A 14,403-nucleotide genomic window follows, 5' to 3' on the forward strand; every position below is an offset into this window, starting at 1 on the left:
AGGAAGGAATGCAGGCATGAGTCTCGTGGACACCCTGAAGGGCCTGGTCGGCAAGGGTAGGGAAGCGGCGGCCGAGAACGCCGACAAAATTTACGGTGTGGTCGACAAGGCCGGTGGGTTCATCGACGAGAAGACCGGCCACAAATACTCCGACAAGATCGGCAAGGTGCAGGAGGCCGCCAAGAAGGCGGTCCCGACGGACCAGTCCACACCGGAGCCGCCCGCGCCGAAGGAGCCGTCCGTGCCGCCCGCTCCCAAGCCTGCCCCCGAGCCCGAAGATCCGGGGCAGCCGCAGGCGTGATCTGTGGCGAGGACCGATATCTGTCGGTCCTCGCCCCTAAACTTCATTTATGGTGACCCGCCGGGAATTCGGTGGCAGCCCGGGCAGTCCGGGCATCGAGGTTGAGCTGAGCAACCTCGATAAGGTGCTGTATCCGGCAACCGGAACCACCAAGGGCGAGGTCATCGCCTACTACTCGGCCATCGCGCCCGCGATGCTTCCGCATATCGCCGGGCGACCGGTCACCCGGAAGCGCTGGCCCAACGGGGTCGACGAATCGTCCTTCTTCGAAAAGAATCTCGCCGAGCACGCACCGTCGTGGCTGGAGCGCCACACTATCGAACATTCCGGCCGCACGGTCGTCTATCCGGTCATCGATTCCGAGGCCGCGCTGGCCTGGATCGGCCAGCAGGCGTCGCTGGAAGTCCATGTGCCGCAATGGCGTTTCGACGGTGACAAGGTCGGCTACGCCACTCGGTTGGTCTTCGATCTGGATCCGGGGCCGGGTGCGGGGCTGGCCGAATGCGCGCGGGTCGCGCTGGCGGTGCGCGAGATGGTCGAGGGCATCGGGCTGCACGCCTTCCCGGTTACCAGCGGTAGCAAGGGAATTCACATCTATGTGCCGCTGGATCGGGAGTTGAGTCCTGGCGGTGCGTCCACCGTGGCCAAACAGGTGGCGACGAATCTGGAAAAGCTGCACCCGGATCTGGTCACCGCGACGATGGCGAAGTCGGCGCGCGGCGGGAAGGTCTTCCTGGATTGGAGCCAGAACAATCCGGCCAAGACCACCATCGCACCGTATTCGCTGCGCGGCCGCACCGAGCCGAATGCGGCGGCACCGCGCACTTGGGCCGAGTTGGAGAGCCGGAAGAAGTTGCGGCACTTGCGCTTCGACGAGGTGCTCGCCCGCTGGCGCGATGACGGCGATCTGCTCGCCGAATTGGATCCGCCCACTTCGAACAGCGATGCGCTGACGAAATACCGATCGATGCGCGATGCCTCGGCGACGCCCGAACCGGTACCTTCCGAAACCCCGACCCCCGGGGCGAATAATCGGTTCGTCGTCCAGGAACACCACGCGCGGCGCCTGCATTGGGATGTGCGGCTCGAACGCGACGGCGTGCTGGTGTCGTGGGCCGTGCCGAAGGGGCCGCCGACGTCATCGGATCAGAACCGGCTCGCCGTGCACACCGAGGATCATCCGTTGGAGTACTTGACCTTCCACGGCGCCATCCCGAAGGGACAGTACGGCGCGGGGGAGATGACGATCTGGGATTCCGGCACCTATGACACCGAGAAATGGCGCGAGGACGAGGTCATCGTCACCTTCCACGGCAAGCGACTGCGCGGCCACTACGCGATGATTCGCACCAATGGCACCCAGTGGCTGATGCATCTCATGCGCGATCAGGATCCGGCCGAGGACCGGGTCTCCAGTGGTCCGGTCGGACCCGAAGCCGCATTCGTCGTGCCGAGAACCGCTGGGCCCGCGCCCTTTCCGCGCGGTCTGCGGCCGATGCTCGCCACGCACGGTGAGGTGGCCGATCTCGATGACGTCGAGTGGTGCTTCGAAACCAAATGGGACGGCTTCCGACTGATCGCCGAAATCGATTCCGGGACACTGACGCTGCGCAGTCGGGTGGGCAATGTGGTGACCAAACGCTATCCGGGTATGGCGGTGCTGGCCGAGGAGTTGGCCGGACACAATGTGGTGCTCGACGGCGAAGCGGTGGTGTTCGACGATCACGGCGTCGCCAATGTCGGTCTGCTGCAGGCCGATGCGGCGCGCGCGGTGTTCGTCGCCTTCGATGTGCTGTATCTGGACGGGACTTCCCTCATCCGCAAACGGTATTCGGATCGGCGGCGGGTGCTGGAAGCGATCGCCGCCAACGCACCGTCGCTGCGGGTGCCGCCGCGACTGGACGGCTCCGGCGCCGAAGCGCTGCGCTACAGCCAGGAAAAGGGTCTGGAAGGTGTGGTCGCCAAGCGCAAGGATTCGGTATATCTGCCAGGTAAGCGCGGACATTCGTGGGTCAAGCAGCGCAACTGGCGCACCCAGCGGGTGCTGATCGGCGGCTGGCGGCGCAGCGACGCCCGCAACTTCAAATCACTGCTGGTCGGCATTCCGCATGAGGGCAGGCTGTATTACGTGGGTCGGGTCGGCACCGGGTTCAGTGAGCCGGTCATGCGGGATCTGGCCGAAAGGCTGGGCAAGCTGGAGCGCAAGACCACCCCGTTCGACAACGACCTCACCGCCGAGGAACGCGAGGACGCGGTGTGGGTGACGCCGAAGCTCAGCGGCTCCGTGCGCTTCATGAACTGGACCGAGACCGGTCGCCTCTGGCATCCGGCCTGGCTCGGCGAAATGTGACGGCGGTCGCTGATGGTTAGCCGGGTCAGCGGGGAGCCCGCTGGGTATCGTTTGTTCGCGGTTGTGTCGGCTCGAAAACGAGGAGTGCACGGTGGATTTCAAGAACCTGGCGAATAAGGCGCTGGACCTGGCCCAGCAGAATGCGGACAAGGTGGATACGGCCATCGATAAGGTGGGCGATCTCGTCGACAAGCAGACCGACGGCAAGTTCGCCAGCCAGGTCGACGCCGCACAGGATGCCGCCAAGAAGGCCATCCACAAGGACGGCTGAACCGCCGGTGGCGGACCGGGCGTACCGATCCGCCATTCCCGCGATCAGTTCTGTTCGCGGGCGAGCAGCGGAATGATGGTCGCGCTGTCGGTGACCATCGCGTGCCCCTGGAATTCGAAATCGTCGTAGGCGCGCGCCATTGCCTCCTTGTCGCGGCCGCCGACGGCATCGCTGATGATCACCGGCACGAAGCCGAGATCGGTCGAATGGGTGACCGTCGGCGCGATGCCGATCTCCAGTGCGACACCCGCGATCGCGTACGCGCCGATGCCGAGATCGCGCAGCACCGCGGCCAATGGCGTGCCCTCGAAGGCCGACATCGAGGTCTTGTCGAAGACCACCTCATCGGCCGTCGGCCGCAGCTGCGGCACCAGCTCGAAGGCCGGGGTGTCGCGCTGCAGAATGAATTTCACGTCATCGACATTGTCGACCTGCTGCCAGCTCATGGCCATTCGCAGCGCGAAGGTGCCACTGAGGCGGCGCGGCAGGAAGAAATGCCGCAGGAAGATGATCGGATAACCGCCGCGCCGTGCCGCTTCTACCACCCGCGCCACCCGTTCGATGATCTCCGGACCGTCCGGTAATTGGGAGAGCACACCGACCTGCATGTCGTAGACGATCACCGCCATGCGGTGCGGCGCGCACACATCGGCGAGTTCTTCGGGGATGTCCAGTCCGTTGCCATGCCGCATGGTCAGCTCACTCCTGTTCGGGTACCGATCGCGTTCGGGGTACGGCCCGACGGTGATCCGGTTGCGCGATGGCCACTTTCGAAGCGCACCGAGGCCCGCTTCGCCCCAACTGTAACCATGTCGGAAATCGGACACGCACCGCATCACAGATGGTCGCACGTGACCATTGCTGGGCCCGTGATCAGGCAGTACGGTGGTGGCATTCGAGGCCGGGCGAAGTCGGCGCCGACGCGTCCCCGGCGCACTGTGCGTCGCGCCGCGTCGGAACACTGGAGGCCCCGATGAAAATTTTGTCTGCACCATTCGTCGGCGGTAACCGGAGATCCGGTGCGATATCGATCCTCATCGTTCTCGCGGTCGTGGCATTCGCATTCGCATTCGTGCCCGTCGCCCGAGCCGTGCCGCCGCCGGATCAGGATCCGTTCTACGCGGCATCGGTCGATCTGGGTGCGCAGCCCGACGGCGCCGTGCTGCGGACCCGCTCGATCGCTTTGTACGGTCTTCCGCTTCCGGTTTCGGCCTGGCAGGTGCAATACCGGACCAACGATGGGAACGGTTCGCCGATCCCGGGCATGGCCACCGTGCTCGTGCCTCTCCTACCGTGGTTCGGTCCCGGCCAGCGGCCGCTGCTGTCGTATCAGATCGCCGAGGACAGTCTCGGCACCCGGTGTGCGCCGTCATACGCGCTGCGCGGCGGCTGGGACCTCGGCGGCGCGAATACCTACATCGACACGCCCTTCATCGCCGAGGCGCTGCGCCGCGGCTGGGCGGTGGTGGCCAGCGATTACGAGGGGCCGGACTCCCGATTCCTGGACGGCGTCAGCTCCGGCCGTGCGGTGCTCGACGGCATCCGAGCCGCTCGGGCGTTCGCACCGGACGCGGTCGGTCCGGCGAGCCCTATTGGGGCGTGGGGCTACTCGGGCGGTGCCTTCGCGACACTGTGGGCGGCGCAGCTGCAACCGGAGTACGCGCCCGATATCCGGTTCGCCGGAATCACCTCGGGTGGGGTGCCCGCCGATTGGACGGCCATGGCCCATGGTGTCGATGGGACTGTGCAGGCGGGGCTGGCAGTGCTCGTATTGATCGCGATCGCGAAGAACGAGCCGAATTCCGGTGTGCCGGAACTGCTCAACGAGCGCGGTCGCATTGCCCTAGCCGAGGACGGCTCGGCTTGTGGTCCGGATCTGGTCTTCAAATACTTCAATGCCCATGTGGACGACTTCGCGGCCGTGCCGGATGTCTTGTCACATCCGGTATTTCGGGCCGCGACCGACCGGCAGGAGCTGGGCGGCAGCGCGCCCGTCATGCCGATGTACCTGTACCACAGCACAACCGACGATGTGATCCCGGTCGCTGGCTTCACCGATCTGGTCGGGCGATACTGCGCACTGGGCGCCGATCTCACTTCAGTGCATTCGCCGCTGCCCGGACACAATGTGACAGCCATCGGCGAGGCGCCCGGTGCGATGGGCTTCCTCGCCGATCGCTTCGCGGGTGTTCCGGTCGCCCCCGGCTGCCACGGGTGATAAACGAAAGCTGCGGCGCGCCACGAGGATTCGTTGCGCGCCGCGTTCGGAGTGCTGTTCGGTCCTACTTGACTGGAGCGTCCACCCATTTGGTGGTGCCGGGCGGGGCGGACAGGGTGTCGAGCAGATCGATGCCCGCGATGATGAGTGTCGGTCCCCCGACGACGAGGGTACCGATGATGCCGCCGATACCCGCGCCGGCGAGGACGCTGGCGATGACGGTCGGTCCGCCGACGATGCCGGTGAGCCCGACCAGGGCGCCGATCACCGTGCCGACAAAGCCGCCGATGGCGGTGGCAATGCCGAACTGGGACAGGAAGTTATCCTGCGCGCGCAGATTCTCCCGCGGCGACGCGACCGGCGTGGCCGCCTGCCGCGCCGTCGAGTAGTCCTTGACCGCGGTCAACTCCAGCACCCGGCCCGAGTCGCGGATCTCGTGCGGCATGCCGAATTCCAGCCCGTCCTGCCGGAACGACAGCGGCAGCGTGACGATCGTATTTCCCGCGTTGTCCTTGATATCCACGGTGTTCGTCGACATCTGGAAGGACCCGTTGGTCAGCGTGGTGACGATCGTGTCGCCCACCAGTTTTGCCTCGTACCCGATGTCGGGGACGGGCGCGGCATCCGGCTGTGCATAGGAGGTGCCCGCGCCGACCGCGACAGCGGCGACGATCGGCACGGCTGCCGCGGTGATCTTGCGGAGAATCATTCCGGTGTCCAATCTTCATCAGGTTTTGCAAGCCGTAGCAACGCTCCGCACGCGAAAAATCCTCCCCCCGACGCTGTGCAGAGCCGCGATGTGATCTAGAGAACGCACACCGAGGACACCGTACCGCGCGCAAAAGGTTTAGAGGAATGCTTTTCGGGGTATTCATTGTCGCTTGCATGATGAATCTTGTTATAGCTCTTAGCTATCCAGCCATGCGCCCGGCCACTACATGACATTGATGGCGCGGGCGATCACCAAGATCACCAAGACCAATGAGATCGTCGATTGCAGCATCATCGTCGCCTTCGCCCACCGCGACATCGGCATCACATCGGTCGGGCTGAACGCCGTCGCGTTGGTGAATGCCAGATACAGATAGTCGAGGAACTGGGGCTCCCAATCGGGTTCGGCCAGGTCCGGGCTCTGCATCTGCACGAACAGGAAGTCCGGCAATGGCTTTCGCGCGTGCGCGCGTGCGGCCGGTCCGCCGCGATCGAACTCCCAATACCAGAGTCCGAACACCACCACATTGGTCAACCAGACCGCACCGCCCGAGAGGAGTAGTTCCGCGGGCCTGGTGAGGGTCCCATCGATCAGTTGGAACACCAGTCGAGCCGCCGAACCGGCCGTGGCGACACTCAATAGTCCCGTCAGCAGAAGGCTGCCGTTGCGCAGCAAGCGCTCTTCCCGGTTCAGCCGGAACGGATTCGCCACCACCAGCCCACCGAGCAACAGGACCTCGAGCACCGGCAGCACCAGCCAGGCGGGCTGCTGTCGCAGTTCCTTCGGCGCGAGCTGCAACACCACGATCACCAGCACCGCGAGCGTCGCGGCCCACCGCGATTCACCCTCCGTCTTGCGTTGCCAAGCGGGCACATCGTCGTCTTGGTCCGGCACAGGGGCCAGTATCGCCGATCAGGTCAGCAGATCGAGGACGACCGCGCCGAGGCAGACCGCGATGACAATCGACAGCGCGATCGCGTCATTGCGGCCGGGGGCGCTCGGGCGGGCGGTGAGCTGGCCGGTGCCGCCGCGCGCGGTAATGGCCTCGCCCAGTTCGGTTGCCCGGCGGCTGGATACCGCCATGGCGGCGGTGAGGATATCGACGAGTGGATTGTCGGCGGCGCGATTGCGGAGGCTGTTCTTCGGGCGCAGTCGGCGGGCCGCGCGCAGCACCCGGATCTCCTCCATCAGCAGCGGCAGTCCGCGCAGCGTCAGCGCGATGACCACGGCCCATTCGTCCACGGGCACGCGGAATCTGCGCAAGGGGGAACCGAGTTTGGCCAGTGCTGGGGCGATATCGCCCATCGGGGTGGTCCAGGCGATCAGGAACGAGGAGGCCAGCAGGATCAGACCGAAGACGGTGACATTGGTGTAGCGCAGCACGGCTTCGCTGCCCACCGGCACATTGAGCAGGGCGCCGACGCCGATCGCCGCCCAGAACCACCACGGCAGGCGCGGCAGTGTGCTCAGCGGCAGGCGGGCCGCCACTCCGATCGCGATCACGAATACCGCCATCAAGCCGAGGACCGGCCAGGACGGCAGGAACATGAGCAGCACACTGATCAGGAATGCGCCGATGATCTTGGTTCCGGCCCAGAGCCGGTGCACCGGACTGGAAACCGGCACTTCGCGGAACAGCACCGCGCTCATTATCGACCTCCGTTCCCGAGTCGCCAGGCCGGATCGCCGGGTCGCGGTTCAGGCATCACCGAACGTGGATCCGGTTGGTGTGCGGGCACATTCGCGGTGTCGCGGATCGGATCGGTCTCCAGTATGCGTCCGGCCTCGAGGTTGACGGTTCGATCGCAGACCGCGGCCATATCGTGCACGTCATGTGAGATGACGATCAGGGTGAGCCCGGAATCGCGCAGGCGGGCAAGCAATTCCACGATCTCGGCGCGGCCGTGCGGATCAAGTCCGGCCAGCGGCTCGTCGAGCACGACGACCGGCGCGTGACTGGCCACAATGGCCGCGAGCACCACGCGTTTGGCCTGACCGCCGCTGAGTTGTTCGATGGAGCGCGCGGCGAGTGCGCGATCCAGCCCCACCGCGTCGAGTGCGCGTCCGACGGCGCCGGATCCGGTGGCTCGACCGCCCCAGTCCGCGATTTCGTCGCCGACCGTCTGTTTCTGCAGCTGCAGTCGGGAGTGCTGGAACGCCAATTCCACCCGGCCGATCTGCTTCGCGACCGGCTTACCGCCCAATTCGCAACGGCCGGAACTCGGTTCGATCAATCCGGCCATGATCCAGGCCAGCGTCGACTTGCCGGAACCATTGCCGCCCACCACGAGCAGCGCCTCGCCGCGTCGAACGGTCAGATCGACGCCGTGCAAAGCCGGTGCGGCCCAAGGTGTTCCGTGGTTATAGGTGTGGCGGACGTCGCTCAGCCGCAGGATGGTTTCGCCCATCGGTCGCCGCCGGACCGCGCCGCCGGGTTGCGGCCAGGCAGGCAGCCGCTCGACGGTCCGGCCACCGGCCAGATGTACCACCCGGTCGGCGGCGGCCGCATCGGCCTCGTGATGGGTGACCAGCACCACCGCCATCGGATGACGTTTGGGCAGTTCGGCCAGGAGCGCGACCAGATCGCGGCGACCGTCCGGATCGATCATCGATGTGGCCTCGTCGGCAATGAGCAGCGCTGGTCGGCGGGCCAAGGCGGCGGCAACCGCGAGCCGCTGCTGTTGACCGCCGGAGAGGGTCGCGGTCTCGCGATCGCCCAGACCGTCCAAGCCGACCTCGCGCAGCAGGCCATCGATATCGACCGCGGCGGCGAGCTCGGTGGACAGACCCCACACCACATCGTCGGCAACGAGCACGCCGAGCGTTTGACTCTCCGGCCGCTGCAGCACCAGCGCAGTGCCGCCCAGGTGGCCGAGGCCTGCCGCGCCGGGACGGTCCACGCTGCCGGTGGTCGGCGGAAGTCCCGCGAGCAGTCGGGTCAGTGTCGATTTGCCGGATCCGTTGTGGCCGACAATGGCCACGAATTCGCCGATATTCACGGTGAGATCGATGCCGGACAGCGCATCCACCGGCGCGCCCGGATAGCGAAAACCGACCTCGCGCAGCCGCACCGGAAGCGGGGCGATAGGCCGGGCGTCCGGTGGTGCGTCGAGCCGGTCCTGACTGGGCAGCCAGGCCAGTCGGTCCAGGACCGAGCCCAGTACGAACCAGGAGAACACCGCCGTCGCGACGATCCCGACCAGCACACCACCGCCGATCAGGACCCACCACCAGCGGATCGCGGCATCCGCGGCATCGGCGATTCCGCGCCCGAGCGGTTCCAGCTGGGGCTGGCGCGCCACCGTCCGCTCCAGGCCCTCCGCGGTGCTGCGGATGGTGTTGAACAGCAGATCCCGGGACCGGGACAGTACGAACAGCGATCCGACGGCGAAAGCCGCGAAGCCGAGCCCGGCGATTACCGATAGTCCGAGCACCGCGGGCAAGCCGCCGCGTCGTCGTTTGACGGTGCCGATAATGCCCGCGATGGTTGCCGAACTGAGAATGCCGAACGCGGGCACCAGGCCCGCCGCGACGAAGCAGACCAGCACGGCCGAACCGGTCGCGGTGATCAGCGCGCGCAGCCGATAGCGGTGCGCGATCATGGCCAGCGGCACCGCGGCGACCAGTTGCAGTGCCGCGGCGAACGGAATCAGCGCACCGACGGTGACCAAGCCGACGGTGGCGCCGCCGAGCACCGCCCCCACCGCCAATTCGATCGGGCGCAGTGGTCCGCGCTCGGTGCGGCGGGCGGGCAGATCACTCACGGGTCAAGTCTGCCAGGATCCTGTGCACAGTTCGTGTGGTCTTTCTGTGGAGACCGTGAGCGTCAGGCGACCCGGGTCAGCTGGTAATCGGCGGCGTTCAGCTTGCGCACGCGACGGCGATAGGCGAGTTGTGGACCGGGCCAGTTATTCGTGATCCGGCCCGAAGCGGTGCGGTACCAGCTGGAACAGAAGTTCCACGGTGTGCGCGCGAGACGCTGCTGGACCGCGGTATTGAATCGCGCCTCCGCCTCCGGACGCACCTCGAGCACGTGGCCGGGACGTTCGGCGAGTAGTTGGACGGCCTGGCGGATATAGCGGGCCTGCGATTCGATCATGTAGATGATCGAGCCGACGCCGAGATTGGTATTCGGCCCGTAGACCAGGAAAAGATTCGGGAAGTCGGGCACGGTGATGCCGCAGTAGGCGTGCGCGCCGTCCGCCCAGGCATCGGCGAGCTTGCGGCCCGCGCGGCCGTAGAGAGTCATGGGCCAGAGGAATTCGGTGCCCTTGAATCCGGTGCCGTAGATGATCACGTCCGCCTCGTGCACCGTGCCGTCGGCGGTGCGCACGCCGTTCGGCACGATTTCGGTGATGGCGGTGGTCTCTACCCGCACATTGGGTTCGAGCAGGGCCGGATAGTAGTCGTTGGAGAACAGCCCGCGCTTACAGCCGACCGGATAGTCGGGGGTGAGCTTGGCGCGCAGTTCCGGATCCGGGACCTGTTCTTCCAGATGCTTCGACGCGATCTGCTCGACCCCTCGCGCGATCCACGGAAATTCGACAAGGCCGAGCGCGATGAATTCGGCGATGGCCCACCAGCCGAAGCGTTCGACGAGCAGCGCGCCGGGCAGCCGCGCGAAGAGTTTGTGCTGGATCGGGGTGTAGTCGGTATCGAATTTGGGCAGCACCCAGGCCGGTGTGCGCTGGAACAGCGTGAGGTGTTCGACTCGCGGCTGGATCTGCGGGATGTATTGGACGGCGCTCGCGCCGGTACCGATGCAGGCGACGCGTTTACCGGCCAACTCGACGCCGTGATCCCATTCGGCGGAGTGGAATGCCTGACCGGTGAAGGTGTCGATGCCGGGAATGTTCGGCAGGGCTGGCCGGGACAATTGGCCGACCGCGGAGATGAGCACGTCGGCGGTTCGGGCCGTGCCGTCCTTGGTCCGTACGGTCCAGCGGCCGGAAGTGTCGTCGAATTCGGCGTCGGTCACTTCGGCACCGAAATGGATCGCCTCCAGCAGTCGGTGCCGCTGGGCGACCCCGCGCAGGTAGTCGTGGATCGCGGCCTGTCCGGAATAGCGCTGCGGCCAGTCCGGCTTGGGCTCATAGGAGAACGAGTACAGCGGCGACGGCACATCGCAGGCCGCGCCGGGATAGGTGTTCTCTCGCCAGACCCCGCCGATGTCGGTGCCGCGCTCCAGGATGGTGATATCGTCGAAACCATTGCGCCGCAATTCGATTGCCATCCCGATGCCGCCGAAACCGGCACCGATGATGATGACCGATGGCCGCTCGCCAGCTGTCATATGTGGCACTCCTCACACCGCTGTAGCTGAGTTCCACTCTAAGACTGCCGATCGTGCAGGTCAGCGTATAGAGATTTTCGGCCATAATGTCCGCTGTGGAGCGGGTACAGGATCCGGGCATCCGCGACTGGAACTTTCCGCGCGGCATCGCCAGCGTGGCGCTTATGGTCGGCTATGCCGGTGAACAGGGCGTGCCCGTCGCGCGCATGCTCGCCGGAACCGGGCTGACCGAGGCCATGCTGCATGATCCGGACGCGCAGATCGATGCGCGCATCGAACTCGCCGTCATCCGCAATCTTGTCCGCGAACTCGCCGATAGACCCGCGCTCGGTATCGAGATCGGCCGCCGGTATCGGATCACCACCTTCGGCATCTTCGGCTTCGCGTGCGTCAGCAGTCCGACGCTCGGTGAGGCCATCTCGTTCGCGCTGCGCTATCTGGAGCTGAGCTTCACCTTCTGCCTGCCGGTCGCGGAATGGGGAGAGGGCGAGTTCATCGCCTGGGTGCACGACGAATCGATTCCGGCCGATGTGCGCCAATTCCTGGTCGAACGCGATGTGACCGCCATGCATCAGGTGATGAGCGATCTGATCGGTAAACAGCTGCCGCTCACCAGGGCCGAATTCCGTTTTCCTGAGCCGACTTACCTCGATCGGATCATGGAGGTCACCCAGGTGCGGCCGCGTTTCGGGCAGCCGCGCAATCTGTTCACGATCGATCCGGCAATGCTGGAACAGCCACTGCCGCAGGCCAACGAGCACACCTGGGCCATGTGCCTGGCGCAATGCCGGGATCTGGTGGACCGCCGCCGCGCCCGCACGGGTATCGCGGCCGAGGTACGCGAACTCCTGGTGCCCGGTGGTGCGGACGGATTCGCCGCCCCACGCGGAATCGACTCCGTAGCACGCGATCTCAATATGAGCACCCGCACCCTGCGCCGCCACCTCGATGCCGCTGGCACCAGCTATCGCGCACTGCTGGACGAGGTGCGCCGCGCACTCGCCGAGGAGATGCTCACCGCCACACCGCTATCGGTGAGCGATGTGGCCATCCGGCTCGGCTACGCCGAATCCTCCACCTTCATCTACGCCTTCAAGCGCTGGACCGGCGCGACACCGGCCGCCTACCGCCGCGAACGCGTGGTGCGGCGCTAATCCGGCTGCACCGCGATCCAGCCGTCCATCGCGACATTGCGGAAATGTGTTGTGATGCGGTGGTTTTCGTCGATGACATGCAGGGCGACGGCGGGATCCGGTGCGTAGTCCATGACGCGGTGGGGGAGTTCGAGTTCCCACTCCCCGCCGAGTACGGAGGCGGTGCTCGGCGCGATCAGCAGCGGGCGGCCCGCGAAGGTGGTCGCGGCGGCGGAGTGCGCATGTCCGGTGATCACGCCGACAATGCGTTCGTCGGCGGCGACCAGCTCGGCGAATTTCTCGGGTTCGGCCAGCGAGATTTCATCGACGACCGGACTGAACAGATGTGCGGGCGGATGGTGCAGTGCGAGGAGTATGGGCGCGTCGGCGGGCGCGGCGACGAGTACGCCGCGCAACCAGTCGTAGGTTTCCTCGCCGAGTCGGCCGCCGGGTTCGCCGGGGACGCTCGAATCCAGCAGGGCCACGGTCAGATTGCCGATCCGGTGTGCGTGGTTGATCGGCGCGGTAGATGCGGCTTCGCCGAGCAGGATCGTGCGGAAGGCGGCGCGGTCGTCGTGATTGCCGGGCAGGGCGTAGACCGGGATATCGGCGTCGAGTGCGACGCGTGCCTCGGCGTACTGCTCGGGTTTACCCGAATCGGTGATATCGCCGGTCACCAGGATGGCATCGGGCCTGCGTCGCAGCTCGGCGAGATAGGCCATGACCCGCTCGGCGCGTTCGGCATTGCGGGTGCCGAGATCGAAATGGGTATCGCTGACCTGGGCCACCAGGATCATCGGCGTTCGCTTTCTCTGGGGGATCGCTCCATTGCGTCAGAGTGTGCCCGCATCGTGTGCTGGCACCCCTTCAGGCTAGATGACCTGCGGGTTCCGCGTCGTCATGAGGCTGGCCACCGGTAGCAGACCGCGGGGTCGGAAGTGGTCGCGCGCACGTCGGGTCAGCTCGACGAGTCGACGACCGAGGCCCACAGCGTCTGCAGTGACCGCAGGAACGACTTGCGATCGGCGGCGGGGAGCTGGGACAGCAGTTGGTTCTCCTGCTCCTGGATATCGCGTTGCGCCTGGTCGCGGGTGGTCCGACCGGCCGGGGTGAGCGATATCAGGCGTGCGCGCCGGTCGGCCGGATCGGGATCGCGGCGGATGAGGCCGCGCTGCTGGAGTTCGTCGAGCGTGCCGATGATGCGCGTCTTATCCGCGCGGATCTTCTTGGCCAGCGCGGCCTGGGTATAGACGGGTTCGTCGCCGAGTCCGAGCAGGACCACATAGCCCCACATGGTCAGGCCGTGCCGCTCGAGTATGGGCAGCTCGGCCGCGGCGAGGGCGCGGCCGAGCGGCGCGATCATCGCGGCGAGATCGGGGCGCTTTTCGGGCATGGGTAGAAAATACCGCTTGGCTTATGATAAGCATGAGCATACGATACGCATGAGCTTATTAATTGGGATGTATCGAGAGGACAGCGATGACCACCGATTCCGCCACCGCCGCCGAGCTGCAAACACTCAAATCGCTAGGGACACAGGTCGATCTGATCGCCCTCAATGCCCAGGCCGTGCGCACCAGCATCGACGTTGTTTCCCAGCTGACCGCCACCGATCTGGCCAAGCCGACGCCGTGCGCCGGGTGGACGCTGCACGGATTGCTGGCGCACATGATCACCCAGCACTACGGCTTCGCGGCCGCCTCCCGCGGCGAGGGCGACCTGTCGCTGTGGCGGCTGCGCCCGCTGGGCGCGGACCCGGTCGCGGACTACCGTGCCGCCGCCGAACATGTACTTGCATCCTTCGCCGAGGACGGCGTGCTCGACCGCACCTTCCCACTGCCGGAATTCACCAGAGCCTTCGAATTCTCCGGACCCGAGGCGGTCAGCTTCCACTTCATCGACTACGTCGTGCACTCCTGGGACGTTGCCCGAACTCTCGGCCGCACAGTGCATTTCGATGACGACCTGCTCGCCGTCGCATTATCGGTAGCCGAAGTCGTCCCCGGCGGCTCGGCCCGCCTGGCACCCGGCGCGGCTTTCGGCCCGGTGATCACCTGGTCCGGTGACTCGGCGCTCGACGAGATCGTCGCCATGCTCGGGCGCTCCCCGAGTTGGCCGGATTAGT

The 14,403-nt window shown here is 66.1% G+C and carries 14 protein-coding genes; 6 read left to right on the plus strand and 8 right to left on the minus strand.

The features are described 5' to 3' along the window. Nucleotides 1-16: 16 nt before the first annotated feature. From NA5_RS33015 to NA5_RS33025, 3 genes are all read left to right on the plus strand, one after another. On the plus strand, nt 17-301 hold the full coding sequence (locus NA5_RS33015; protein WP_062992941.1) for an antitoxin: 285 nt from the start codon (nt 17-19) through the stop codon (nt 299-301). A 49-nt stretch (nt 302-350) separates the two neighbouring features. Continuing rightward, nucleotides 351-2,651 carry an ATP-dependent DNA ligase gene (locus tag NA5_RS33020; RefSeq protein WP_062992942.1) on the plus strand — a complete coding sequence of 767 codons (2,301 nt, stop codon included), beginning with the start codon at nt 351-353 and terminating at the stop codon, nt 2,649-2,651. A gap of 91 nt (nt 2,652-2,742) precedes the next feature. Then, nucleotides 2,743-2,922, plus strand: a complete 180-nt coding sequence (locus NA5_RS33025; RefSeq protein ID WP_062992943.1) for an antitoxin — start codon at nt 2,743-2,745, stop codon at nt 2,920-2,922. Between the two features lie 44 nt (nt 2,923-2,966). Here NA5_RS33025 and NA5_RS33030 read toward each other — a convergent pair whose 3' ends face one another. After that, complete coding sequence (locus NA5_RS33030; protein WP_062992984.1) at nt 2,967-3,614, minus strand: cysteine hydrolase family protein; 648 nt, start codon at nt 3,612-3,614, stop codon at nt 2,967-2,969. A 281-nt stretch (nt 3,615-3,895) separates the two neighbouring features. Here NA5_RS33030 and NA5_RS33035 point away from each other — a divergent pair, with 281 nt between their 5' ends. After that, on the plus strand, nt 3,896-5,140 hold the full coding sequence (locus tag NA5_RS33035) for a lipase family protein (protein WP_169811401.1): 1,245 nt from the start codon (nt 3,896-3,898) through the stop codon (nt 5,138-5,140). A gap of 64 nt (nt 5,141-5,204) precedes the next feature. On the opposite strand, the gene NA5_RS33040 is transcribed toward NA5_RS33035, so the two are convergent. The 5 genes from NA5_RS33040 to NA5_RS33060 all read right to left on the minus strand — a co-directional run bounded on the left by NA5_RS33040 (nt 5,205) and on the right by NA5_RS33060 (nt 11,145). Next, nucleotides 5,205-5,849, minus strand: coding sequence for a DUF8020 domain-containing protein (locus tag NA5_RS33040; RefSeq protein ID WP_062992945.1), 645 nt, complete (start codon nt 5,847-5,849; stop codon nt 5,205-5,207). 225 nt (nt 5,850-6,074) lie between these two features. Beyond that, nucleotides 6,075-6,746, minus strand: coding sequence for a DUF1345 domain-containing protein (locus NA5_RS33045; RefSeq protein ID WP_062992946.1), 672 nt, complete (start codon nt 6,744-6,746; stop codon nt 6,075-6,077). Between the two features lie 18 nt (nt 6,747-6,764). Then, nucleotides 6,765-7,502, minus strand: coding sequence for an energy-coupling factor transporter transmembrane component T family protein (locus NA5_RS33050; protein WP_062992947.1), 738 nt, complete (start codon nt 7,500-7,502; stop codon nt 6,765-6,767). Continuing rightward, nucleotides 7,502-9,616, minus strand: coding sequence for an ABC transporter ATP-binding protein (locus NA5_RS33055; protein WP_062992948.1), 2,115 nt, complete (start codon nt 9,614-9,616; stop codon nt 7,502-7,504). Before NA5_RS33055 ends, NA5_RS33050 begins: the two co-directional genes overlap by 1 nt. Before the next feature lie 62 nt (nt 9,617-9,678). After that, a complete protein-coding gene (locus tag NA5_RS33060; protein ID WP_062992949.1) occupies nt 9,679-11,145 on the minus strand; it encodes a flavin-containing monooxygenase in 1,467 nt (488 codons plus the stop codon). Between the two features lie 86 nt (nt 11,146-11,231). Between NA5_RS33060 and NA5_RS33065 the strand changes: the two genes are divergently transcribed. Continuing rightward, entirely contained in the window at nt 11,232-12,299 is a 1,068-nt protein-coding gene (locus NA5_RS33065) for an AraC family transcriptional regulator (RefSeq protein ID WP_062992950.1), read from the plus strand. Here the strand turns inward: NA5_RS33065 and NA5_RS33070 are convergent. After that, entirely contained in the window at nt 12,296-13,075 is a 780-nt protein-coding gene (locus tag NA5_RS33070; protein WP_062992951.1) for a metallophosphoesterase, read from the minus strand. The two genes, NA5_RS33065 and NA5_RS33070, sit on opposite strands and share 4 nt — an antisense overlap. A 161-nt stretch (nt 13,076-13,236) precedes the next feature. Beyond that, complete coding sequence (locus tag NA5_RS33075) at nt 13,237-13,671, minus strand: MarR family winged helix-turn-helix transcriptional regulator (RefSeq protein WP_062992952.1); 435 nt, start codon at nt 13,669-13,671, stop codon at nt 13,237-13,239. 86 nt (nt 13,672-13,757) lie between these two features. On the opposite strand from NA5_RS33075, the gene NA5_RS33080 reads away from it, so the two are divergent. Then, the gene (locus tag NA5_RS33080) at nt 13,758-14,402 is read left to right on the plus strand and encodes a TIGR03086 family metal-binding protein (protein WP_062992953.1); all 645 of its coding nucleotides are present in this window, start codon (nt 13,758-13,760) and stop codon (nt 14,400-14,402) included. Nucleotide 14,403: the final 1 nt, after the last annotated feature.

Source organism: Nocardia anaemiae NBRC 100462 (genome assembly GCF_001612725.1).
In the GTDB taxonomy this organism is placed as follows: domain Bacteria; phylum Actinomycetota; class Actinomycetes; order Mycobacteriales; family Mycobacteriaceae; genus Nocardia; species Nocardia anaemiae.